General features: G+C 40.1%; 14 protein-coding genes. 9 read left to right on the forward strand and 5 right to left on the reverse strand.

All coding sequences use genetic code 11. The features are described 5' to 3' along the window. Positions 1-9 precede the first annotated feature (9 nt). The 9 genes from CLV57_RS11660 to CLV57_RS11700 all read left to right on the forward strand — a co-directional run bounded on the left by CLV57_RS11660 (position 10) and on the right by CLV57_RS11700 (position 14,459). Positions 10-2,385, forward strand: coding sequence for an ABC transporter permease (locus tag CLV57_RS11660; RefSeq protein ID WP_100341589.1), 2,376 nt, complete (start codon positions 10-12; stop codon positions 2,383-2,385). A gap of 12 nt (positions 2,386-2,397) precedes the next feature. Further along, the gene (locus CLV57_RS11665) at positions 2,398-4,815 is read left to right on the forward strand and encodes an ABC transporter permease (protein WP_100341590.1); all 2,418 of its coding nucleotides are present in this window, start codon (positions 2,398-2,400) and stop codon (positions 4,813-4,815) included. 40 nt (positions 4,816-4,855) lie between these two features. Beyond that, complete coding sequence (locus tag CLV57_RS11670; RefSeq protein WP_100341591.1) at positions 4,856-7,231, forward strand: ABC transporter permease; 2,376 nt, start codon at positions 4,856-4,858, stop codon at positions 7,229-7,231. A gap of 134 nt (positions 7,232-7,365) precedes the next feature. After that, entirely contained in the window at positions 7,366-9,735 is a 2,370-nt protein-coding gene (locus CLV57_RS11675) for an ABC transporter permease (protein ID WP_100341592.1), read from the forward strand. Between the two features lie 39 nt (positions 9,736-9,774). Beyond that, complete coding sequence (locus CLV57_RS11680) at positions 9,775-10,452, forward strand: ABC transporter ATP-binding protein (protein WP_100341593.1); 678 nt, start codon at positions 9,775-9,777, stop codon at positions 10,450-10,452. A 1-nt stretch (position 10,453) separates the two neighbouring features. Next, positions 10,454-11,896 carry a TolC family protein gene (locus CLV57_RS11685; RefSeq protein WP_100341594.1) on the forward strand — a complete coding sequence of 481 codons (1,443 nt, stop codon included), beginning with the start codon at positions 10,454-10,456 and terminating at the stop codon, positions 11,894-11,896. 72 nt (positions 11,897-11,968) lie between these two features. Then, positions 11,969-12,913 (forward strand): Smr/MutS family protein, encoded by a 945-nt coding sequence (locus tag CLV57_RS11690; RefSeq protein ID WP_100341595.1) that lies wholly within the window; start codon positions 11,969-11,971, stop codon positions 12,911-12,913. A gap of 88 nt (positions 12,914-13,001) precedes the next feature. After that, the gene (locus tag CLV57_RS11695) at positions 13,002-13,427 is read left to right on the forward strand and encodes a DUF1810 domain-containing protein (RefSeq protein ID WP_100341596.1); all 426 of its coding nucleotides are present in this window, start codon (positions 13,002-13,004) and stop codon (positions 13,425-13,427) included. Between the two features lie 57 nt (positions 13,428-13,484). Next, positions 13,485-14,459: a polysaccharide deacetylase family protein gene (locus CLV57_RS11700; protein WP_100341597.1), complete on the forward strand. Its 975-nt coding sequence runs from the start codon at positions 13,485-13,487 to the stop codon at positions 14,457-14,459. Positions 14,460-14,638: 179 nt separating this feature from the next. On the opposite strand, the gene CLV57_RS11705 is transcribed toward CLV57_RS11700, so the two are convergent. From CLV57_RS11705 to CLV57_RS11725, 5 genes are read right to left on the reverse strand one after another with little or no spacing between them, the layout of a single operon-like run. After that, positions 14,639-15,649: a DUF5627 domain-containing protein gene (locus CLV57_RS11705; RefSeq protein WP_100342817.1), complete on the reverse strand. Its 1,011-nt coding sequence runs from the start codon at positions 15,647-15,649 to the stop codon at positions 14,639-14,641. A 25-nt stretch (positions 15,650-15,674) separates the two neighbouring features. Then, a complete protein-coding gene (locus tag CLV57_RS11710) occupies positions 15,675-17,486 on the reverse strand; it encodes a RagB/SusD family nutrient uptake outer membrane protein (RefSeq protein WP_100341598.1) in 1,812 nt (603 codons plus the stop codon). A 21-nt stretch (positions 17,487-17,507) separates the two neighbouring features. Then, complete coding sequence (locus tag CLV57_RS11715) at positions 17,508-20,543, reverse strand: SusC/RagA family TonB-linked outer membrane protein (protein WP_100341599.1); 3,036 nt, start codon at positions 20,541-20,543, stop codon at positions 17,508-17,510. A gap of 39 nt (positions 20,544-20,582) precedes the next feature. Continuing rightward, the gene (locus CLV57_RS11720) at positions 20,583-22,481 is read right to left on the reverse strand and encodes a RagB/SusD family nutrient uptake outer membrane protein (RefSeq protein WP_100341600.1); all 1,899 of its coding nucleotides are present in this window, start codon (positions 22,479-22,481) and stop codon (positions 20,583-20,585) included. 21 nt (positions 22,482-22,502) lie between these two features. After that, a complete protein-coding gene (locus CLV57_RS11725) occupies positions 22,503-25,844 on the reverse strand; it encodes a TonB-dependent receptor (protein ID WP_157799139.1) in 3,342 nt (1,113 codons plus the stop codon). Positions 25,845-25,907 lie beyond the last annotated feature (63 nt).

Raw genomic sequence — 25,907 nt, forward strand, 5'->3', positions numbered from 1 at the left:
AACCTCATCATGATAAAGAATTATTTAAAAATAGCGTGGCGTAGTTTGCTAAAACAAAGGCTATACAGTGTTATTATCATATCCGGTCTTGCAGTTGGTTTGGCTGCATGTATTACTATTGGTTTATATGTTGCTCACGAACACAGTTATGATCGGTTTCATAAAGATGCAGACAGGATTTTCACTGCTCACCAGGTCTCTTACCTGGGCCAAACCCGAATAGATTGGATCAAATATAATTCAGGCGAGAACATTAAGCGTACTCAACCAAAAGTTGAAGATTGCATTGGCATTCATAAACACCTTAAGAAAGTAATTGTAAGCCAGGCATCCGCGCCAACTAATAAAATTGCTGAAGATGATCTGATCTATACCAGTAAAGACTTTTTTAAATTTTTCTCTTTCCGTTTGCTGAACGGTGATGTTAGTAATGTACTAAGTGAGCCTTTTTCGCTGGTTTTGACCCAAGCGATGGCAAAAAAATATTTTGGCGACAGTGACCCAATTGGTAAGACGCTTTTAATAGCTACAGATAGCACTTACACCTACAAGGTTACAGGGATCGTAGAAAATAACCCGTCTAATTCAACCATTAATTTCAATTTCATAGCATCCGACTTAAGTATGTTAAAAATGCGTGAATATGGAAACTTTAAAACAACCGGCACAACATTCGTCAAACTTAGAAACGCGCTTGACACAGGAGCCGTTGTACGCAGTATGCAAGCCAGTTTTAAAAAGGATGAGAACATTAAATTTAGCCTGGTACCTTTTGTTAACACACACTTAGAAGGCGTATTCGGCACACAGGTAAAGGGAAATTTTCTTGAAATTTTTCCGCTCGTAGCAGCATTAATACTTTTACTGGCTTTGGTTAATTACATGAGCCTTGCAACCGCAAAAGCCACCTTACGAGCCAAAGAGATAGGCGTTAGAAAGGTTGCCGGCGCCAGCAGAACTACTGTTGCAATTCAATTTTTTATAGAATCAGCGCTATTTACGGTTTTGTCCTTTGCACTGGCATTCCTGTTGTTTTATTTGTTTAAGCCCTGGTTTTTGAATGTACTGCAAATAAAAATAGATAACTCTTTCCTGTACAATCATGTGGTTTTGATGTTGCTGGCAGCGCTACTTGTAGGTACCATAGTTTTAGCCGGAAGTTACCCCGCATTGGTTTTATCGTCATTTAATCCAGCAAGTACATTAAAAGGCAAAATGGCTAAAAATACAGGGGGTGTAACGGTGCGCAAAATATTTACAACACTTCAGTTTACCGTAGCTATAGCACTGATTATTTGCGGCATTACCATTGACCGTCAACTCTATTTTTTTAGGCATACATACACCGGCTTAGACAGGGAAAACATACTTGTGATACCCGGATCGCCAAGCTTTGGTAAAAACTACCAAAGTTTTAATCAAGATATTAAAACAATGGTTGGCGACAGCATGGTAGCCGCGTCCAGACGGAATATTTTTGATTCAGGCTACAATATCTTGATATTGAACGACCAGAAAACAGAAGAGGAAAGCTTTGTAACCAATTTTGAGGTCAACAGAAATTTCTTTAACCTCTTAAAAATAAACTGGAAAACGCCTCCCCCTTCGCTATTAAATATCGGTGAAACAGATATTTTAATAAACGAGCAAGCTATAACAAAGCTCCACTTAAAACCAGATCCGATCGGGCAAAAAATTTCATCAGGCAACAAAATGTTCAACCCGAATGGTATGACATATACTGTTGCAGGTATAGTTAAAAACTTTAACTACATGTCGCTTGCATCAGAAATACAACCCGTAGCGGTGTTAGTTAAGCCAGACACAGCATCCACCTGGAACAGGGGTTTTAATATGTATGTAAAGATAAAACCACATACAAACATCCCGGGCTTTGTATCGAGTATTAAGCACATTTATGAAAAATACGACGCTGAAACACCATTCAGCTATTCTTTCTTAGATGATGATTTTAACGCCCAATACAAAGCTGAAGACAGACTTGCTTCTATATTCAGTTTGTTCACGTACATAGCAATTATACTGGCTACTTTGGGCTTGTTTGGCCTGGCTGCTTTCAGCATAGAACAACGCGTAAAAGAGATCGGCATACGTAAGGTGTTAGGGGCGAGTACAACATCAATTAATACGCTATTATCTATTGATTTCTTAAAACTGGTAATACTATCAGTAGTTATCGCCTCGCCAATAGCCTGGTGGGCAATGCATGGCTGGCTTCAGAATTTTTCGTATCGCATAACAATCCCATGGTGGGTGTTTATCTTATCTGCTTTTATTGCCATTTGCACAGCATTTATAACCGTTAGCTATAATTCTATTAAAGCGGCCTTGGCCAACCCTGTTAAAAGTTTAAGAAGCGAGTAAAAGTTATTTGTTATGATAAAGAATTATATAAAAATAGCATGGCGTAACATTATTCGCCATAAAGCCTTTTCAATAATCAACATTGCAGGCTTAGCCATTGGTATAGCCGCATGTTTGTTAATATTCTTGATTGTGGATTTTGAGCTAAGTTTTGACAAATTTCAACCTCAATATAGCAAAATTTACCGTGTTGTTAACGAGCAAAAACGTGGCGATGGCATCAGTTACAGTGATGGTATCCCGGTGCCTATGTCGCCGGCGCTTAAGGCTGACTTTCCTGACGCGTTATTTGCGACAATCTACACTTCGTATGGTAGCCAGGTTACAATATCCGAAAATGCCAACACAGATGCCACAAAAAAATTTGTTGAACCAATGGGCGTACTTTTTGCCGAGGCCAACCTGTTTAAAATGTTTAAATTTAATTGGTTAGCCGGCAGTGCCGATGTATTGAACAATCCGGGAAATGTTATAATTGACAAAACAACTGCTGGCAAATACTTTGGTGATTGGAAAAACGCAATAGGCAAGCTCATAAAGCTGGATAACCTAATAACACTAAAGGTGTCGGGAATAATTGATGACGCACCTGCCAACACCGACATGCCACTTAAAGTTATAGCATCTTACAAAAACTTTAAGGATAATATGGCTGCCTATGATATTGAGGACTCCTGGGGCAATAACAGTAGCAGTCATCAGGTATTTATGCTCCTTAATGAAGGCCAAACAAAAAATGCTGTTAATAAGCGATTGAAAATATTTGGAGCTAAGCACTACTCTCAAAAAAAAGCAACAGCAATTACACATTTTTTGCAGCCGCTTGCCGAAATGCATTTTGACAGTCGCTTTGGCAATGCGTTGGGAGATCATGTTACCAGCAAGGCTACCATTCGCACATTGTCACTTATTGCTATGCTTATAATTGCAATGGCTTCCATCAACTTTATCAATCTTTCAACGGCTCAATCAGTTAAACGTTCAAAAGAAGTTGGTATACGTAAAGTTTTAGGAAGCAGCCGTATGCAATTAGTTAAACAATCAATAGGTGAAACTACATTGATTGTATTATTCTCAGTTATGATGGCCATTGGTATCGCGTTTCTGGCATTACCTTATTTAAAGAATATTGCGAGCGTTCCTGATGATATGGCCCTTTTTACATCGAGCTCGATGATATTTTTAGTGGTAATAGCAGTTGTAGTTATCGTAATATCAGGCCTTTATCCGGCGTTAGTGGTATCAGGTTTCAAACCGGTACTCGCTATAAAGAATAAAATCACGGCAGCATCGGTAGGTGGAGTATCATTACGCCGGGTGCTGGTAGTTACACAGTTTGCTATATCGCAATTACTCATAATTGGTACCATTGTAGCTGTTAAGCAAATGGGATTTATTAATTCAGCTGATCTGGGTTTTAATAAAAGCGCAGTGCTTGTAATTCCGGGAAGCACAGATAGCATCAGCTTAAAAAAATCAGAAAGTTTTAAGCAAGAAATGCTTCAAAACCCGGGAGTAAAAGCCGTTACTTTTATGTCAGACCAGCCCTCATCAGACAATAACTGGTCTACTAATTTTTATTACGACAATTCAACCATTGACAAAGATTATCAAACCAGCTTAAAATTTGCTGATGCTGACTATTTTAAAACTTTTGAACTACACTTTAAAGCTGGCCATCCTTACACCGCTAATGACAGTATAGGAAATATTGTAGTAAACGAAACCTTTGTTCACAAACTTGGACTAAAAAGCGCTGAACAAATAATTGGAAAAACGGTGCGCCTTGGCGGAGGTAAATGGCGCACTGTGGTTGGAGTGGTTGAGGATTTTAAAACCAACTCCTTACGCGATGCGATAAGGCCGATTGTTCTGCTTCAAAACAAAGCGCAGTTTGGCGTAGTGGCTGTGAAGATCAATACAGCAAACTTTAAAACAACTGTTTCACAGGTGCAAAGTAAATGGGAAAAAACCTATCCGGAATATGCTTACAAGGGCTATTTCCTTGACGAAAACATTGCCGATTTTTACAAGCAGGAAAACCAGCTGGCCTTGATCTATAAAATATTTGCCGGAATAGCCATATTCATTTCCTGCCTTGGTTTGTATGGTCTCATATCATTTATAGTGGTACAACGCACTAAAGAAGTTGGGGTACGCAAGGTTTTAGGAGCTTCTGTAAGCAGCATAGTACTCATGTTCTCGAAGGAGTTTATACTGCTTATTAGTATATCATTTTTAATAGCTACACCCGCGGCTTATTATATGATGAATCGCTGGCTGCAAAGTTTCGTATTCCGGATACCGTTATCAGCGTGGATATTCATTTTGTCCGTAGTTATGTCTTTAATAGTGGCGTGGCTAACGGTTGGTTACAAAGCTGTTAAGGCTGCTTTGGCCAACCCGGTAACCAGCCTCAGAAGTGAGTAATAAAAATCAGATTTAACCAATTGAAAGAAAGGGTATAAAAATGTTTAAAAACTACTTAAAAATTGCCTGGCGAAACCTTTACAAGCATAAGGCCTTCTCGCTTATACATATACTTGGGCTCACTACAGGGGTTACTGTATGTTTAATGATTTTCCTTTATATCACTAACGAGTTCAGCGTTGATAAGTTCCACACACAGGGAAAAAACATATATCGCTTAATGCGCAGATATGATCCAACAAAGCCGCTCGTTGCATACGTATCTGGCCCTTATGCGCCCGCGTTAAAAAATGATTTCCCGAGCGATATAAAGACTGTTGTGAGAGTTAAACCGGAAAATGAGTTAGTTACCTTCGGGGATAAAGCTTTCAATGAAAAAAAAGTATACTATGCTGATGCCGGCTTTTTTAACCTGTTTTCTTACCCGCTTATCAAAGGCGAGCCGTCAAGCGTACTGAAATTGCCAAATAGCGTTGTATTGAACGAAAAAACTGCGAAGCGCTATTTTGGCAGTGCTGAAAATGCTATGGGTAAAGTGTTAACGTTTGGCAAACGTAACCAATTTAAAGTTGCAGGTATTGCTAAAGATCTGCCTTCAAATACTCACCTCGACTTTGACATTGTTGCTCCTATCGCTGTAATGGAAAACTACGATTGGTTTAAGCGTTGGATAAATAACAGCATGTTTGCATATGTACAGTTGAATGATGGTATAAACAAAAAGCAATTGGAACAAAAATTTCCCGCGTTTATGGCCAAATACATGGGCGAAGAGATGAAACGTTTTGATTTGCGTGTTGATCTGCAACTGACACCATTGCAGGATATCTACTTTGAAAAAAGCTCGGCTTTTGACAATGTGCGTCACGGCGAAAAAAGTGTGGTGTATGTTTTCATATCTATCGCTATACTTATAATGCTGATAGCATGCATTAATTTCATGAATCTTTCAACCATACGTGCTGTTGACCGCTCAAAAGAGGTTGGTTTGCGTAAGGTTTTAGGCGCGGTTCGTAACCATTTGATTTATCAGTTTATAGGCGAATCTGTTCTGCTGGCAATAATAGCTTGCATATTGGCTATGGGCCTGCTGTTCATCCTGATGCCTTATTATAATGATATTTTAGGATATACTTTATCATCACCTTGGATGTCATGGCACATGTATGCTTTTCTGATAGGTGTTATTGTAGTAATTGGATTGTTAGCAGGAAGCTATCCGGCTTTCTTCTTGTCGGGCTTCTCACCTATACAAGCGCTTAAAGGCAAATTACGCTTGGGTAAAGGTGGTGTGGTTTTGAGGCAAACACTTGTTGTGGTGCAGTTTAGCATATCCGTATTTCTTATCATCGGGGTAATTGTAATGACGCGCCAGATGAATTATATGAAAAATAAACAGTTGGGTTATGATCAATCGCAAACTGTAGTTTTACAAATTGACAATGCCGATTTATATAACAACCTTAAAGCCTTTAAAACTCAATTATTAAGCAACAATAGTATATCATCATTCTCAGTTATGTCTAGCGAACCAGGTGGCTTTCATGATGTTCATAGCTTTGAAGTGGAGGGAAAGCATGACCCGTTCAGAGCTCGCACTGAATTTGCAGATTTTGATCATACTAAGTTACTTAACCTAAAAATCATAGCTGGACGCGACCTGTCCGAGCAGTATGGGACTGATTCTGCAGGAGCAATATTGATTAATCGTACTGCTGCACAGCAACTGGGCTTTAGTCCGCAACAAGCCGTTGGCAAGTGGATAAAGAATGCAGTTCGAGATAGTATACGCAGGCAAATAGTAGGCGTGGTGGAAGATTATAATTTTTTATCCCTCAGAGAAAATATTGAGCCATTAGTAATCTCACCGGGCGAAGACTGGCGTGTTGTATTGGTAAAGCTCAAGCCTGGTTCAGTAAAACAAGGCCTGTCAGCTATTGAATCAGCTTATAAAAGCATTGCACCGGTTTACCCCTTTGAGTACTCATTTCTTGACCAGGAATTTAACGCAACTTACCGTACAGATATCAGGCAGCAAACCATACTGAGTATTTTTGCGGGACTGGCCATATTTGTGGCCTGCTTAGGGCTGTTTGGCTTGGCATCATTCACTGCCACCAAACGCACTAAAGAAATAGGCGTGCGAAAAGTATTAGGGTCTTCGGTACAAAACATTTTGATACTGCTATCAAAAGATATGTTAAAGCCGGTGCTTATTGCCACTGTAATTGCTGTGCCAATAGGCTATTACGCTATGCAAAAATGGCTGCAAAACTTTGCTTACCAAATAAATATTAGTTACACCATTTTTGTATTGGCCGGAACTGTTGCCTTATTGATAGCATTTTTCACCATCAGTTTTCAGTCTATTAAAGCTGCTTTAGCTAACCCGGTGAAAAGCTTGAGAAGCGAATAGTTACTGTATCAAAACCGCACACCGTCTGTTTCAACAATGAACAGCAAGGGCCTTACTTAAACAACATAATATATTGATTTTATGCACTTTATTTTTCTGGTATAATCTTTTAACACGATATAAAAAAATACAGCATGCTAAAAAATTACTTTAAAACAGCCTGGCGTAATGTACTTAAACATAAAATGTATAGCGCCATAAACATTGGTGGTTTAGCCATTGGTATGGCAGTAAGCTTTTTATTGCTTCTTTACGTGTATAGCGAGTTTACCTATAATAACATGCATGTAAAAGGTGATCGCATTTATAAATTTTTACGCAATCAACCGAGCGAGGGAGTTATATATACATCATCTGTTACACCTGCGCCACTTGCGCCCGCAGTTGAAAAAGATTATCCGGAGATAGAAAAAGTTGCGCGTAATAATGGCACTTCTGATATGCTGGCAGGGTACGGCGACGTCAACATTAAACTGCCGATGATGGCATCAGATCCGGCTATTCTTGACATCTTCACCTTCGACTTTGTGAAAGGCAAAAAATCAAAAGCGCTGGACGATCCATCCTCTATTGTGATAACCGAGAAAGCTGCGAAAGCGCTGTTTGGCGATGCCGATCCTATTGGTAAGAGTATCCGCTTGAATGACAATAAATTCTCATTAAAAGTAAGTGCTGTAATAAAAGATCACCCTCAAAACTCAAGTTTTAGATTTGATATGCTGATGCCCTGGGGAACTTATGGAACCCAACAACCCTGGATAAAAAGTGCAGGCTGGGGTAATTACTCTTTTACAACCTACGCCTTATTGAAACCAGGAGCAACAGTGGATGCAGTAAATATTAAGCTGAAAGACATTACAAAACGCTATGACCCTAATAATAAAGATAATATTATGTTTCTGCATAACTGGCGCAGTTTACGCTTGAACGGGGAATTTAAAAATGGCGTAAATACCGGTGGATCTATTGAATATGTAAGATTATTTTTATACCTGGCTATAGGCATTTTGCTTATTGCATGTATCAATTTTATGAATTTATCAACCGCGAGGTCTGAACACAGAGCGCGCGAAGTAGGTGTGCGTAAAGCCATAGGTGCTCATCGTTGGTCAATAGTTCAACAATTCCTTGGCGAATCAATGCTGATGGCCTTTATGGCATTTTTCGCATCAATTGTTATTATGATGTTGTTGTTGCCGGTTTTCAGAGATATAATTGGTACGCCTATGGAACTACCCTACCAAAACCCTTGGGCATGGACTGCAGCTTTGATTGTAACCGTTGTAACCGGGTTTGTTGCCGGCAGTTATCCGGCACTTTTTCTATCCTCGTTTAAGCCTATCAAAGTGTTGAAAGGGCAGTTGATAACAACTAAAACAACTGTACGACCACGACAGTTTTTAGTTGTTATGCAATTTACTTTTGCCATTTGCCTTATACTGTCAAGTTTGTTCATTTACAAACAAATAAATTACATTAAAGAGCGGCCTTTAGGATACAACAATAAAGGCGTGCTTGAAATGGATGTTGAAGGTGCGCTTGTTGACCGGTTCGAAGATTTTCGTAGAGATGCTATTGCTTCGGGAGCTATAATTGACGGCGCATTAACGTCAGGCAGCATTACGGATAACGGCAGCAGCTCATGGGGTATAACTTGGCCGGATCAGCGCCCCGGAGAAGCTAAAATACCTATCGATCAATTGGTAGTAACCTATCATTTTACCGGAACGTACGGAGTAGAAATGGTACAGGGTCACGATTATGACATTAATCGCCCGGCTGATACAGCTGGTATTATATTGAACGAATCGGCAGTTAAGCTAATGCGACTAAAACACCCTTTAGGTGCCCAAGTTAAGTGGCAAGGCGATAACAGAACGGTTATTGGTGTCACAAAAGACTTCGTATGGGGATCTCCTTACGAGCCGGTCAAACCAGCAATTGTTGGCTTTATGAAGGATTGGACGGGTTCAATAGGCTTAAAACTTAATCCGGCTAAATCAATAACTGAAAGCCTTGCACTTATCAAAAACGTGTATAAAAAATACAATACTCAATATCCATTCGAGTATAAATTTACGGATGAAAGGTTTGACAGCAAATTCAAAACAGAAAAGCTTTTAGGCACAATGGCAACCTGTTTTACCGGACTCGCCATTGTAATATCATGCTTAGGCTTATTCGGTTTAGCTTCCTTTTCTGCCGAGCAACGCCGTAAAGAAATAGGTATACGTAAAGTACTTGGTGCCAACACCGCGCATTTATGGCTTAAACTGTCACAGGAGTTTATAAAGTTGGTACTGATATCATTTTTGATTGGTGCGGCTATAAGTTGGTACAATATTGATAAATGGCTGGCTAAATACACGTATCACACACCAATAAGCCTGTGGGTATTTATTGCAACCATGCTTGTAAGCATTGCATTGTGTCTCATCACCGTGAGTTGGCAAGCCATACGCGCGGCATGGGCCAACCCGGTTAAAAGTTTAAAAAGCGAATAAAGACTGTACCATTCACAATCTAAATATAAATGCTAACTAATGCTATCACTTAAAAACATTTCAAAACGCTATAAAAACGGAAGTTCGCAGGTAACTATTTTAAATAACATTAGCCTGGAGGTTGAAGCCGGCGAGTTTGTTTCAATTATGGGGCCGTCCGGTTCAGGGAAATCAACCTTGCTTAACATAATAGGCATGCTTGATCAACCTTCTGATGGGTTTCATTATTTTTTAGATGAGCCTGTTCATCAATTAAAAGAAAAGCAGCGCTCGGCTTTATATAAAAAGAACATTGGTTTTGTGTTTCAGGCCTATCATTTAATAGACGAATTAAACGTTTATGAAAACATTGAAACACCCCTACTCTATCATGATGTTAAATCATCAGAACGAAAAGCTTTGGTTGCTGATATGTTAGACCGGTTTCAGATAGTTGGAAAGAAAGACCTTTTTCCATCACAACTTTCAGGCGGGCAACAGCAATTAGTAGGCATTGCACGTGCGCTCATCGTTAAGCCAAAACTTTTACTCGCCGACGAGCCTACGGGTAATCTCAACTCAAAACAGGGTGAAGAAATTATGCAGCTTTTCAGCAAATTAAATAAAGAGGAAGGCATGACAATTATACAGGTTACCCATTCTGAAAAGAACGCTGCATATGGCACTCGTATTATTAATCTGCTTGATGGAACTATTGCTTCATCACAACAAATTTAATATGGGCAGGCTAAGAAAATACGAATTATTGATCGCATTTGCGTTGGGCGGCAAAATATCGTATGCTCAGCAAACAGCTGATTCTGTTCTGACTTTGCAACAATGTATTGATATTGGAATAAAAAACAATTTGCAGGTCAAACAAACTGCTGCACAAACAGAAGCAAGCCGTATTTATTGGCAACAAGCTAAAGAAAACCTTTTGCCCACACTTGGCGGCGATATCAACCATAGTTATAGCCAGGGCCGAAGTTTAAATCCGTTCACTAATGGTTATCTTGATCAACCTATTACTTCCGGAAATTATAATTTAAGCAGTAGCCTAACATTGTCAAGCGGGCTAACTTTACAAAACAGTATAAAGCAAACTGCCCTTGCCTACCAGGCCGGTAAAATGGATCTGGAGCAGGCAAAAAACGACCTTACGCTTAACCTTATCACGGCCTACTTTAAAGTTTTGAACGGCGAAGATCAGTTGGAATTGGCAAAAACTCAGGCTTCAGTATCGCAAAAACAATTGGAACGTGCAGAGGTGCTTGACAAAGATGGAGCCATATCTCCCCAACAATTGTATGACCTGAAGGGACAGGCGGCCACAGACCAGTTAAGTATTATAAACGCTCAAAATAGCATATCAATTGCAAAGCTTGATCTTTTACAATCACTAAATGTACCGTATAACAAAAATATAAAACTACAGCGCAAATTGAGTGATCAAATCACCGCGCGTTACCAGGAAACAGCTGAGCAGGTTTATAATACCGCATTAAATAACTTTGCATTTGTAAAATCGGGCACATTGAAACGGCAGAGCGCAGAACGCGCGTTAATGGTTGCCAAGGGCACACTATTACCATCATTGTACTTAACCGGCGGACTAAGCACTACCTACTCAAGCGCTGCGCAGCGCTCAATACTTATCAACCAGAGTATTGAGCCTACTAACCAGTTTATTCAAACTGCTGGCGGCGGCAGGGAAACCGTTTACACAACACAATCAAATTATATTGGTCAGAATATTAATTACACAGATCAGCTAAGAAACAACTATCGCACCTTTATAGGTATTGGCTTAAGTGTACCTATACTTAATGCTTTTCAAAACAGGAACAAGGTATCGTTAGCTAAGATCAACCTGCAAACGGCTAAAGATGTTGAACAGACCAATCAGCTACAGCTAAAGGTTAATATTGATAAAGCTTACGAGAATATGAATATGGCTTTTGATCGTTATCAGCTGCTTTTAATTCAAACTGATGCTTTTACTGAGTCATTCCGTATAGCAGAGAATCGTTTCAACGCGGGAGCGATAACTTCTGTTGATTTTTTAATTGTTAAAGGCAATTTAGACAGGGCTCGTACTAACCTCGTCAATGCCCGCTATGATTATTTGATACGCACCCGAATTTTAGATTACTACACTGGGCAGTTAGAAGTATATTAATTTAATCTTATGGGTTCCTGCGGCCACATATAAAAACCATCATTAATTTAAATATGATAGCTTTGTGCTATTATGAAATATAAGTTAGGCGATTTTGTACGCTTTATTGATGAAAAGCTGGAAGGTTTTGTAACCAGGATTATTGACGAGCAAATGATTGGCGTGACCGGTGAAGATGACTTTGAAATACCGGTACCTGCAGCCAAGGTTACGCTTGTGCATGGTTACAAAAAGCCGGATGCTGTGTCAGAAAACCTCAGCAATCCTTTAGATGTCTCAATAGCTAATTTCAAGGCGAAAGGTATTTACTTGGGTGTTGTGCCCGACCCAAAGGCTAACTCCGTTGTACATTTTCACCTAATTAACGATACCTCTTTCCAGTTGTTGGCAACACTTGTTACTGAGCAACGCGGAAATAAAGGAGAATTCGCTGGCAATATAGCGTCTAACAGTGCTGAAAAAATCTACTCGGCTCAATTGGCTGATCTGCAGCTTTGGCCTAAAATGTTGATCAACATTTTGTACTTCACCAAACAACACCCGGAAATTCCAAATCCGCTAACATTTTCAGAGAAGTTTAAAGCCAAAGATTTTTCGGGAAGTAAAAAAAACCTGCCTATTATAAATCAGCAAGGCTGGCTCATTAGATTAGATGAACCGGAACTGGTAATTGATGCAGATAAATTAAAGGAAAGCTTTTTCAAATCTGCCGAAGAGAAAGTAACCATCAGCAAGCCTGAACGCGAAGTTGACCTTCACATAGAAAAGCTTCGGGATGATCACCAATTTTTAAGCAGCGCAGAAATACTTGGTATACAGTTAAATCATTTCAACAAAGCGCTTGATGCTGCTATAGTGAATCAAATGCCCGAAATAGTTTTTATCCATGGAGCTGGCAATGGCACATTACGCCATGAGATACAAAAAAAGCTGAGTAAGCACCCCAAGGTCCAAACCTTCATGGATGCCCAAAAAGAGAAATTCGGTTTTGGTGCAACAAGAGTATTGCTGAAATAACGCTATAAATATCTACAGCTTTTCTTTTTAATGAATGAAGTAAAACCACTAACTATACTTGCTTGTAGTTATATAAAGTGTATAGTATATGGATAATTTACAGCGTTTTAAAGAATCACAAAAAAGAGATTACGAAACAGCTTTAGCAGAAATTAGGGCGGGTCGTAAAAAAAGCCATTGGATGTGGTATATCTTTCCGCAAATTGCTGGTCTGGGCGCTACAGAAACGTCTCGCTTTTATGCCATCAAGGATATTGAGGAAGCAGGTGATTATTTGATGGATCAGGACTTGGGCTACAGGCTCACAGAAATATGTAAAGCTTTACTGATGTTGGAAACGAATAATGCAACTGCTATATTCGGCACACCTGACGATCTTAAACTGAGATCGTCAATGACCTTATTCGATGCTGTACCGGCCACATTTCCTGTATTTGGACAGGTGTTAGATAAATTTAATAATGGGCAGCGGGACGAACGTACACTGGCAATTTTGGCAAGTTCGCGTAAATAGACGAGGTTACATAAAAACCTGCACAGATAGTATGTTCAAATTACTGATATTTGAGACATGATTTCCTTTGCTTATCGTTACACAGTTGTTTTGTTCCTTTTGTTATTATGCTGTTCGGTTAATGCCCAAACTATATCAAATTACCGTACTTACTACGCCTATGCATCTGCGGGCAGTAAACAAATTCTGGTGTTACGCCAATTTAAAAAGGACGCTCAGGATTTTTTCTTAACCGTAGACCTTTACACTTTACAAACAAAAATTGTAGCGGCTTCTACTCTATCTGTTAAACCCGTTCAGTTTGAAATGCTGGAAAAGCTGTATGCGGGCACTCCATATTTCCGGGCTTTATCACAAGCCCGCAATACAAGCTTAAGCTTGCAGAATGCAGGTATTGTACAGGGATATCCTGACGAAAAAGGCATAACATTAACAATAGACCTTTGTCCCTCACATAAACCACTTGATAGGGTGATATTTACATCACTTATTAATGAGTTTAAAAAAGTGGAAGCACCTGTACCTTTGGCGCTATCACTATCCGGTCGCTTTATGCTCACGCACTCGGCAGATATTAAATGGCTTAAAAGCATGGAAGTTGCCGGAGAATTGAATATCACCTGGATCAATCACACTTATAATCACCATTACACACCAAATGTGCCCTTGCAGCAAAACTTTCTGCTCAAGCCCGGCACCGACATAAATTTTGAGATTCTTGGTACCGAGATAGCCATGCTGGAACATGGACTTACACCTTCTGCATTCTTTCGCTTCCCAGGACTGGTATCTGATCAGGCTGTGGTAGACAAAGTACTGAGTTATGGATTGATCCCTGTGGGAAGTGATGCTTGGTTGGCTAAAGGGCAACCTGCCAACCCCAGTAGTATCGTATTGATACATGGCAACGGAAACGAACCGCTTGGTGTGAAGGATTTTCTGCAACTTCTCCAAAGCAATCGTAAAGCTGTACTTAACAAACAGTGGTTGTTGTATGATCTTAGAGAGAGTCTGGACGATGAGTTTAAGTAATAATCGTAATTTGACGACTTGCTTGACAGTTTTAATTTAACCGGCATATTTACCCGCGCTAAAAAAAATAAAAGGCCTGTAAATTTCAGTTTACAGGCCTTAGTTTTTTGTGATAGATTTAGGTATGAATATGTATCATCCTATCGCTCAATGGTAGCGAAAGGCTCGTTTGTTTATTATTATCTGGGAACTACTTCAAATACTTCTTTAGCCACTCCCCTGTCGCGCATTACCAATGTATCTTTAGTGTTGTATTGACGAGCTCCAACAGTTACCTGATAATCGAGATAAAGTGCGTCGCGGTCTTGATCGCCCCAGCTTTTTTTCTCGCCTCTTTTAACAAACTGGCCCGTGCCCGTTGAGTTTACAGCTGCCGTGTTGGAAACTATAGTGCATTTGCCTGTATTATCAAATTGTAGCTTCAATGAAACAGGTACATTTGTTCCCGACTCATTTTTGAACGTTAAGGGCAGTTCCAAATTAGAGAGGTCGATGGTATTGAGTTTTTTGATCTCATCGCTTTCAACATATTTATTCCTGCGCGATACCGTTTCGGTATTGCCATTGGTTACAATTACATCCTTGCCTCTTCTTAAGTAATTACCATCCCAGGTGTTAATATACTTTACAGCATAAAATGTATAGTCTTTAGGAATGGTGCCCCAGTCAGAACCAATTATCCTGTTAGGTGCAGTGAGTTGGGATTTACCGCGTAAAATCACATCAGCCCCTTCAACCGTACGCATAATTAAAGGAATTACATAATTACGTTTCAACGCTAAAGGATCCGCAAAAAAATCATCTGTAAGTTGAACTTCAACACCACCGGCCACAGCGCCTTTAGGTATAACTATTTTATTTGAAGCAAGTTTGTAATAGTTGGTTGGCATTGCCCTTACCTGGGTACCATCTTTATAATTAACATTGCTTACCATTGACTGATCAACTTCAAAACCGATAGTTACATCTTTTTTATTAGTATAACCACCACCCCATGTTGCCATTATGCTGAATTTGCGTTGATTATCAAGCGTAGTATCAAATATATCCTCGCCCATGGTAATAGTTCTTACCGGGTATTGGTAAGAAAAGTAAACAGTACTTGTGTTGCTATCCGGAAATTCCCATTCGGCATTTTTACATGCCGAAAGGAAAAGTATGATAATTGATAAATAAAATAAATTCTTCATGTTGTTGTTATTAGTAATACACGTTTTACCAGCCTTCATTTTGTGGTAGGTTAGAGAATTTTAATGTTTCAAAATAAGGTATCGGCCCATAGTACATGTAGCTTTGAAATGCACGTTTCTGGCTTTCAATTGCAAAAGGCCCTGTAAAATCATAAACTGTTTGTCCTGAAGCATTTTTGCCTGCAATACCTCTAATTGGTTCATTAAGCTTGGTTAAATCAAGCTTCCACCTTCTGATATCCCAAAACCTGTTGCCTTCAAAACAAAGCTCTAACCTGCGTTCGTTACGAATAAGTTCTCGCATTGCCTCTTTAGAACTGATAGATGCTAAATAAGGGTCGGCGCTACCACCAACTCCGGCTCTTTTACGAATGGCTGCAATTACATTACGAGGTGTATAAGCAGCACCGGGTGCAGCACCGTCAGGACCGTAAGCTTCGTTAGCAGCTTCCGCATAATTCAGATATATCTCGGTATAACGTAGGCGTGCAACATACATCATTTTAGTTTGAGGTGTTGCAGGATTAAGGTTAGTTGCTTGATTAAGCAGTTTACGCATGTAGTAACCTGTTACAGTTGATGTAGCTAAAACTCCTACGCCATCATTTCCGGAAGTTGTTGAGATAGTTGTATTGGAAACACCAGCCTTGCTGCCATTTACTGTGATGTAAGCATCCATGCGTGGGTCACGATCTTTGTATGGATTGTTTTTATCATAATTACCGTTTAGATCGTCTATTGGATACCCATTTTTCATAGGGAAAGCATCTACCAGGTTTTGAGTAGGGTTAAGACGCCCATTACCAAACAAAGACGGCGGGAAGTGTTGTTTCTCTATTGTACTGCTGATGTTGCTATGCGTAAGCGTACGCCCCCGCCAAATAATTTCGGGCGGATTAGAACCATTAGCTATAGCGCTAATTTCTGACGAATTGTTATAAAACGTCCAACCGTTTGCCGGCAAACCAGCAATGCCGTTGTTCAAATTGATAAGGTCCGCAGCTGCTAATGCCGCTTTCTGCCAGCTATCTCCCTCACCGTTTAAAAAAGCAGGACTTGCCGCCATTAAGCTTACTCTTGAACGGAAAGCTTTCACAATTCGGCCGTTAACCCTGCCCCTAAAAAACATACCCATAACCCTGTTATAGCTTGCTATTGAAGTAATGCCTTGTGCCGCGTATTTAGCAGGTATAACACCGGTATTTACGTTTAGATCATTGTAGTCTGTAGGTAACATATCCTCTGCTGCCTGCATGTCCTTATAAATAAAGTCAACGTATTCTTTATACTCTGCTCGGGGTAAATTGTAGTCTGTGATCTCCTCAGATGGCTTTGACAAAATTGGTAATCCCATAAGTTTGCCACCAACTTTTCCGCCATGAGCCTGAAGTAAAAAATACATAAAAATTGCGCGCAAACCATGCGCTTCGCCTTTTATACGCATTTTAAACAGTTTAGAAGCTTGCTCCTCTTCTGCCCATTTTACTTTGTCGGCTTCAGCTAAAATAAGGTTTAGGTAAAGTATCGCATTGTGTCCCCGTGTCCAAAAGTCCATGGCGTTATTGTCCTTTCTCCATTGGCCGGTTGCCAAAGCATAAAAAACATTTGTCGGATCATTTGACACAGCGTCATCAGTTGCCACATCGTTAAACCCATATACAAAATCATCGTAAGGCAAACGCAAGTAGCCGTTGGTAAGTAAGCCTGCGGCAAATCCGGGCTCATTGTAAATAATATCCTTACCGCGCAGGTTCTCATTTGCGGGATCGATCAGATCTTTTTTGCAACCAGCAGAAAATACCGTGATCAGTAATATTAATATTGCTATTTTTTTCATCGTAATTCTATTAGTTTCAACTTATAAGGTTGCTTTTACGCCCAGGTTAAAAAACGTTAACTGAGGAGCCGCTCCAATATTAGTTTGAAGTATCTTTCTGTTTTTAGAAATAGTTAACAGATCAAACCCGCTAACATACACGCCTAAATTTTTTACAATTTTACTTTTGATAACTCCTGTAGGAAAATCATAAGACAACTGCACTTTTGATAAATTGATGTAACTGTTATCGTACAACCAGAAATCAGAATCACGGAAGTTATTATCTCCGGCAGTAGTAGTTAGGCGTGGATATGCGCCTAACTGAGTTACTTCCCAATTACCGCTTACGTCTTTATTGATTATTGTTCTGTCTCTAACATATTCTGAGTACTTTCTCTCCTGGCGTACTCTGAAATAATCGTTCGTTTTATTGCCTTTTCCACCAGTTGCTCCATTAAGCAACATGAACAAGGTGAAGTTCTTCCATTTGGCGGTTATGTTTAAACCCAATATAAATGATGGTGTACTACGGGCTAAATAAACAATATCATTATTATCAATTTTACCATCACCATTTTGGTCAACATACTTCAAATCTCCGGCTCTTAAACTTGATCCGGCTATACCTGTTTGCGAAGGGCTTGCGTTTATCTGCGCCTGGTTCATGAAAAAGCCGTCACTTTGCAATCCCCAGATACCATCAACCGGTTGCCCTACTCTTGATAAATAACTCCATTTGGCCTCATAAACTTCTCTCCGTTTTAAGGCTTTGTTATTGATGTAAGTTCCGGTTAAACCAACGTTTAAGCCAACCTGTCCAACTCGTTTGTTAATTGAAGCGCCAAAATCAAAACCGGTATACAGGTTGTTATTATAATTTTCAATTGCGGGAATAAAGTTGGTTGAGCCAAATACAAAGTAATTTGGATATGCATTAGCATTCTTAAGCGGTAGGCCGTTCATTTCAATGCGATAATACGAAGCGTTTACCTGCAACAATCTGTTAAACAATGTTGCATCAACTCCAAAGTTTAACTCTTTTCTTTGCACAAAAACTAAGTTAGCGTTAGCGCCTCGTAGTACGTTTGTACCATTTGACTGACGGCCTTCGTTAAATCTAAATGCGTCGCCATTACCATAGGCGCTTCTAAAGAGAAAATACTCTGTAAAATCCATGTCGGTATGCAAAATACCGGCAGTGGCTGTCAACCTAAGGTCGTTAACTACAGAAGATTTTGCAAGGAATTTTTCTTTGCTCATTCTCCACCCCACAGTTACAACCGGAGAAAATGCATTGCTATTTTGGGATTCAAGCTTTGCAGAATGAACATAGTTACTTGTAAAATCTACATAATATTTTTGATCATAGTTATACCCCGCCTGAAAGCCCAGGTTTGCATTTCCATCGCCGTGATAAACTTCGGATATTTGCCTTAAAAATGCATTTACCAGCAACAAACCTGACACATTGTGAACTTTATTAAAGGTGTTTTTATAGTTAAACTGACCAGAGTAAAAAGTTACCAAACGTTGATACGCATCAGTTAGTGATCTGCCACGAGAAGCTTTATCAACCAAACCATAGCGTTGTATATTGGTAATTTTATCATTTGCATTCCAGGTGGCAACCTGCACAGAATAATCATTAATATTTTCTGATAAATAAAAACGATTATAGTAATCTAATCCGAATACAGTATTAAAAGTTAAGCCTTTTAGAGCAGAACCCAGGTCAAAATTTAATCCGGCGTCGAACTGAAACTGCCGGGACGAATATTTTTCTAACCCTTGCGTGTACAGTGCGCCAAATGGCGTGGTTGTCATATCCTGGCGGCCACCCACTAAATACTGGCCATCAACAAGAAAAGGGCTATCTTTAAACGTTTGCCATTTTGGATCATTTGGGTTTTCAACTGCAGATAGTGGTATTAACGGAGCGTACCAGTTTGGCCTTAATGTAGCCGCGTTGCCCCAATAGTTGCCTTTGGCGGTTTTGGTATCATAATAAGCCAAACTCGCGTTTATTTTACCTGTAATTGCTTTATTAAATTTAATATCAAGATTACCACGCACATTGAAACGCGAAACGCCTTCGTCTTTGCCTGTACCAACATTTAATAACGAGCCTTGTTGGTAAAAGCCCATGTTGGCATAGAAACGCGCCTTTTCATTTCCACCTCTAAACTCAGCGGTTACATCTGCTCTGTTAACTGATTTTTTCAGGAACTCTGATGAGTAATAATTTACATCCGGATATCTGAAAAGGTTTTTGCCAGAAGCGGTGTTATTAATGGTCACATCGTCATACAGCGTTCCTGCACCATCATTTCTCCTCGCTTCGTTGTACAATGTCATATACTCGGCGGCGCCAACATAATCAGGGTAACCTCTTGGTGTAAATACACCGGCGTTAAACCGTACTTTAAATGCATCCTGCCCCGAGGTACCACGTTTTGTAGTTACAATTAAAACACCCCTGCTGGCCTGGCTGCCGTACAGCGCAACGGCTTGCGCTCCTTTTAATAAGGTTATCTGGTCTATCTCAGTTGGTAGTACGTTGCCAATGTCGCGTGGCACACCGTCAACCATAGTTAGCGTACCGGAGCCCCAAACATTTCCATTAGTACCGTTATAACCTGGTAGAAAGGAAGATAAATAATCACTGGTTGACATGTAATAATTTTTCTCCAGCATTTCTGCCACGTTGAAGTTAGATACACCACCTAATATCTCTGATCTGTCTTGCTTTTGAAAAGCAACCTGAACCTGATCTGCTTCAGATTTAAGTGTAATCAACTTCAGCGTTGTATCAGCATCTATAGTTAACGACTGATATCCCAGCGCAGTTATAACAAGGCGCTTACCAGGTGTTGTAATTATAGAAAATGCGCCTTCCTTGTCTGTATTGGTAATTTCATTCCCCAGGCTTATTACAGACGCACCCTGCACAGGCTCGCCTTTTGAGTTTTGCACCCTGGCATTTAGTTCACCTTGTTTGGTTTGCTGAGCTTTCAGTTTCAAACAAAATAAAGCAAGTACGAGGTGCAACAATATATTTACTTTAAATATTTTCATTGTTGTCTTTATTTATATCAACATTTAGTTACTAACCTGTTACCATCCTGGATTTTGCGGAAAACCCGGATAAATGTTGACATCTGTTCGTTTGATTGGAAGCCAGTAATGCTTGTCGGTATATTTTCTGTCAATTATAACAACATCTCTGATATTGAGAACTTTGTTAGCTTTTGGATCAACCTTGTTAAAGTTTACTTTTTCGGCACGGTCAAATTCAATAGCAGTTTTTATGTTATAAGGATATTTATCCCATAATAACCAACGGCGTAAGTCATGAAATCTATGTCCTTCCCAAGCCAGTTCAACAGCGCGTTCGCGTTGTAATTCAGGCATAAAAGCGGCAGTACTTGTTCTAAATTTAGGTGCAAATTTACCTACGGTAGCTCTCTCTCTTATTCTGTCTACTGCATCCAATGCGGTATATCCGGCAAACGAAGTGCTCGATGACGATGGAGAACCATAACCAATTGCCACAGCTTCTGCATACATTAAATATATATCTGCTAAACGCATCCATGGTATATGTATATGATGTGAAACGAATTGATTATCAAACTTGTTAAAACCAACCGGATCAAATTTTATTAACAAATAACCGGTAGGACTTCCTGTTTCAGGCACCCTGTATGACCATCTGCGCTCCTCATCGGTTCCGCCGTATGTAGCTAAATTTGCATATCTCCAACCCTCGTTCGCACCAAGGTTACCTAAAACCATTCGCTGTGTATCAAAGGCATAAGTTAAATAGAAACGTGGATCGCGATTTTTCCAGGGATACTGAGGATCATAGCCAGATTCTGCATCAGCTGTTGACGAACTGTTGTCATTATTAATAGGTAAACCATTTGCCATTCCAAAATAATTAGCATAGTTGGCACTTGGATAAAGCGACCAGCTGCGGTCAAACAAAATGCGGGCACATAGATATTGCTTGTCTAAAGACCAGGCTGTACCATCTGGGCCATTGTAAGCCGGACCGCGGAATATTGCCTCTGTTAATCCTGGCATTTTACCATTTTGACCGTTAGTTCTCAAAATCTCTGAATACTGGCTGAAATTCACCAGTTTGTACTGCGTTTGGTTATTTTCAACCATTTTCAATACATCCCCAAAAGCCTCAGCAGCCTTTTTGGTATAATCCAAATCGTAAGTTGCGGCACCTTTTGATACCTTGTTCATTAGCGGACTGCCTGCATATAAATAGGTTTTGCCAAGGTAGGCCATAGCCATAATTTTATTTATACGCAACTCGTTATATCCTGATGTTGCTTTTCCGGCTTCGGTGTCATCCCATTTAACAGGCAACAGGTCTGCAGCTTTTTTAAAATCGGCGGCTATTTTGTCAGCCATTTCCTGCCATTTCAGTCTTGGTAATTGTGGCGTTACATCCGGAGCAAGTTCTGTATCAATATATGGCATACCTCCCCAGTAGCAGGCTAACTCAAAGTGGAACCATGCTCTGAAGAAATAAAGCTGTCCAGCTATCAGGTCTTTTTCTTCCTGTGTAGCATTGGTTAGTTTAGATAAGTTGGCAAGGCCCTGATTAGCTTTGCGTATACCATACCATGAGCTCGACCATAAAAAATGATTCCATCTATCTCCACCTGAGTTATGTGGGCCATCTAAAAAATACCCGGTTGAGATCCAAAAGTCGCCGCGGTCCATGCGTGCCAGCAACTCATTTTTTCCGTTAGGGCTGTTTACTTCTTCTTCACCCCAGTTCCACATGTTATTATATTCACGTTTATCCATAACCGGAATACAGTTATACAACTCCTCTGTGAAACCCTGAAAATTGTAAAAATTGCGGTAAAACGAAGTTGGATCAACGTCGGTAGCAGGTTCCTTATCAAGAAATTTTTTGCATGAACCCAACGTCAATAAAGTTCCTGAAAACAAACAAATAAACAGGCTCTTGTATATATATCTTCTCATATTTTTAATATTTAAATTATCTTATAAAGAAATTCTCATACCCAGGTTAAATCTCCTTACAGTAGGATAAGCGTTGTTAACCGTAGTACCGCCTGCCGTATTTGACTCACGGTCATCCGGCATTCTTGACCACATCCAAAGGTTGTTACCGTTCAGGAACATTCTTAAAGAGTTTATGCCAATTTTCTTTATCAAACCGTTATTGAAAGTATAAGCGATCTCTGCATTTTTCAAGCGGATGTAAGATCCGTCGTACATAAACTGGTCTCCCAGGTAGCTTACGTGTGGATAAGAGTATAAACGCGGCATTTGCGCATCGGCATTTGTATTGGTTTTAGACCAATAGCTGCCAACATCATAAGCTGTATTTCTGTAGGTACGGGTAAAGCTTTCCTGATTTACGTAGCGGGATACGTTATTCACACCGTATAGTTGGAAGAAACCGCTGAAACCTTTCCAATCAACACCGAAAGACATACTTAATGTATGTTGCGGATTGCCCGAGTAACCATAAGGCACCTGGTCAAAGTCTATCACACCATCGCCGTCAAAATCAACTATAAACATTCCCCCGGGAATTTTGCTATCGCTGTTTACATATGGCGTTGCTCCGTAAACCTGGTCCCAGGTATTGTAGTTTCCGTTAGAAATATAAGAAGTAGCTTGCCCGTTTGCGTAGCCGGCTCTGTTAAGAAAGCCCTGACGTAAGGCCGGATCATCAGCAAACTCAATCCTGTCTTTGGCATAAGTAAGGTTTGCGTTCATCCATACGCGAGTTGATTTTGAAACGTTTTTACTAAAACGCAATTCAATCTCATAGCCTTTAGCCCTTACTCTACCTAAGTTAGATGTTGGAGGTGTAACGCCGAAGTATGATGGCATGGCCCTTTGCCCGCCTGCAATAAGGATATTGGTTCTGTAATCTTCAAAAACGTCAACACTACCTGAGATCAGACCTTTGAAAATTGAAAATTCCAGTCCTACGTTCTTTTTAGTAACAGTTTCCCATTTAACATTTGGGTTGCCTATCTGGGTTCGTCTAAGCCATGGGTATGGGCTTGTCTCGCCCGCACCAGGAAATATTCCTAAAGCAGTATTGCCTCCGGAAGCCCAAATGTCCATGTATAACCAGCGGCTGCCCGAGTCATCACCGATCTGTCCGTACGAGCCTTTAACCTTCAGCATGTCAATCCACTTTGCATTTTCCTTAATAAATTTCTCTTCGCTAATTAACCAACCTATAGCTCCTGATTGGAAGAAGCCGAAACGGTATTGAGGAGCAAATCTTTCAGATCCGTTATACGCGCCATTGTATTCAAGCAAGTACTTACCGGCATAATTGTAAGTGGTTCTAAATACCCAGTCTTCACGATATCCGGGGATACCACCGCCACCTGCGTTTTCACGGCGAAGGAAAGTACCCATCAAGGTAACATTATGCTTTTTTAAAACTGTGGTTGCATAATTAAGCTGCATCTGGTAGTTTAGGTTACGTGAGGTAAAGCCATCGTCCATTGAACCGCCTTGAGAGCTCCATGTTAATGAAGGCATCCAGTCAAAGTTTGTATTGGCATCAAGCAAATACTTGTAAGTAGGCGTACCTGTAAGTGGGTCAATATACTTACGGAAACCATCAGCTCCATCTGCTATACCTCTGCCATTTTCGCGGAAATTATAATCCCACGCTAACGTGCCACGAAATTTTAAACCTTTTGTAATAAAACCAAGATCCTGATCAAGAGAAAAGTCTGTATATAACCGGGTATCAACTCTGTCGCGGACACCGGCAGTAGCAAGTTCCTTTGCGGGATTAGGTGTTTCCACCTCCGCCGGAGGGAAATAGCCCCAGCTACCGTCAGAATAGCGCGGGTAAAATACGTCGCCAGCCATAAAGTACACACCCGACATTAAATTGGTAACGTTGTCTGCACCTACACCACCCGGCGAAGTTCTAACCCCGTTTGAACCCGATAAGTTAACTTTAAGGGATGTGCTTTTGCTAAGTTGAAAATCAAAATTGGTACGTGAGTTAAGCCTGTTGTACTCAAATTTTGGTGTATACCCTCTTCCAACATCCATTGTTTTGAAAAGGTCACCTTCGTGCACATAATCAACGTTGGCAAAATATTTAACAAATTTTGAACCGCCCGAAATGTTAACATTGGGGTTGGTTGACAATGCGTAGTCTCTGAAAAGATAATCCTGCCAATCAATGTTAGGATAGCGCTCTCTTTGCTCCTGGGTTGTTTGATTTCTATACTTGTTTATAATATCCTGAGGGGTAATAAACGACCAAACGCCCGGAACTGTGCTCAACTCATACTCAACAATTTTGTTTTTTAGACGTAGCGCATCATAAGCATCATATTTGTTAGGCAGTTTTGATACCGTTTTACCAGTAACGTTCAAATTTACATCAACCTTAGCCGAGCCCTCTTGTCCTCTTTTTGTGGTGATCAAAATAACACCGTTAGCACCTTCAACACCAAATATTGCAGTTGCAGAGGCATCTTTCAATACCGAAATAGTGGCTACCGAATTTATATCAATGTCGTTAATTGAACGTTTAATGTTATCTATTAATACCAATGGGGCACTATTATTCCATGATGTTTGCCCCCTAATTAATATAGTAGGGTTCTCTTCGCCGGGCATACCTGTAGTTGCTGTGGTTACCAGACCGGGAATATTACCCGTTAATGCAGCACCTAAACTGGTAACACCGCCGGTTCGCTCTAAAATTTTGCCCGATACCTGAGATATAGCTCCAACAACGCTTTCCTTTTTTTGCTGACCGAAGCCAACAATAATTACTTCGTCAAGATTGCTTAGTTTTTCTTTAAGGGTTACGTTGATATTTCGGGTTGTACCCACTTTTCTTTCGGCATCGTCATAACCTAAAAACGAAAAAACCAACACGGTTTCCGCATTTGGTACAGTGATCTTGTAAAAACCGTCGATATCTGTTGCTACAGCTATTGTTGTACCTTTTATTTTTACAGTAACGCCTGTTAGTGGCTGGCCCGTCTTTTCTTCAACTACCCTTCCTGTAACTGCAATATCTGCAGCGGCTTCAATTTTGCCGCTATTTTTAATTACAATTACACCATTAACGCTTTCAAACGTTAAGTTTAGCGGGTCAAAAAGATCCTTAAGCACATCGCCCAGTTTTTTCTGCCTGGCAACAACGTTCACACGCTGTTTAGCGTTTACTAACTGATCACTGTAAAAGAAATTAACATTGTAAGTTTCCTCCAGTTCAGATAGTACACTTCTCAGCTGTACGTTTGATTCGTTTATACTGATGATCTGTTGTAATGCAATTTGCGCCTTTCCATCCTTAGCAAGGGATGTCCCTATCATTGTAAGAATAAGCACTAATTGTAAAAAAGTAATCCTCATAAAAGTTATAATCAGAGGTTTTAA

It is taken from the genome of Mucilaginibacter auburnensis (genome assembly GCF_002797815.1).
In the GTDB taxonomy this organism is placed as follows: Bacteria; Bacteroidota; Bacteroidia; order Sphingobacteriales; family Sphingobacteriaceae; genus Mucilaginibacter; species Mucilaginibacter auburnensis.

Coding starts and splice junctions, on each gene's coding strand:
- CLV57_RS11660 (WP_100341589.1), top strand. CDS start 10: ATGATAAAGAATTATTTAAAAATAGCGTGGCGTAGTTTGCTAAAACAA.
- CLV57_RS11665 (WP_100341590.1), top strand. CDS start 2,398: ATGATAAAGAATTATATAAAAATAGCATGGCGTAACATTATTCGCCAT.
- CLV57_RS11670 (WP_100341591.1), top strand. CDS start 4,856: ATGTTTAAAAACTACTTAAAAATTGCCTGGCGAAACCTTTACAAGCAT.
- CLV57_RS11675 (WP_100341592.1), top strand. CDS start 7,366: ATGCTAAAAAATTACTTTAAAACAGCCTGGCGTAATGTACTTAAACAT.
- CLV57_RS11680 (WP_100341593.1), top strand. CDS start 9,775: ATGCTATCACTTAAAAACATTTCAAAACGCTATAAAAACGGAAGTTCG.
- CLV57_RS11685 (WP_100341594.1), top strand. CDS start 10,454: ATGGGCAGGCTAAGAAAATACGAATTATTGATCGCATTTGCGTTGGGC.
- CLV57_RS11690 (WP_100341595.1), top strand. CDS start 11,969: ATGAAATATAAGTTAGGCGATTTTGTACGCTTTATTGATGAAAAGCTG.
- CLV57_RS11695 (WP_100341596.1), top strand. CDS start 13,002: ATGGATAATTTACAGCGTTTTAAAGAATCACAAAAAAGAGATTACGAA.
- CLV57_RS11700 (WP_100341597.1), top strand. CDS start 13,485: ATGATTTCCTTTGCTTATCGTTACACAGTTGTTTTGTTCCTTTTGTTA.
- CLV57_RS11705 (WP_100342817.1), bottom strand. CDS start 15,649: ATGAAGAATTTATTTTATTTATCAATTATCATACTTTTCCTTTCGGCA.
- CLV57_RS11710 (WP_100341598.1), bottom strand. CDS start 17,486: ATGAAAAAAATAGCAATATTAATATTACTGATCACGGTATTTTCTGCT.
- CLV57_RS11715 (WP_100341599.1), bottom strand. CDS start 20,543: ATGAAAATATTTAAAGTAAATATATTGTTGCACCTCGTACTTGCTTTA.
- CLV57_RS11720 (WP_100341600.1), bottom strand. CDS start 22,481: ATGAGAAGATATATATACAAGAGCCTGTTTATTTGTTTGTTTTCAGGA.
- CLV57_RS11725 (WP_157799139.1), bottom strand. CDS start 25,844: ATGATAGGGACATCCCTTGCTAAGGATGGAAAGGCGCAAATTGCATTA.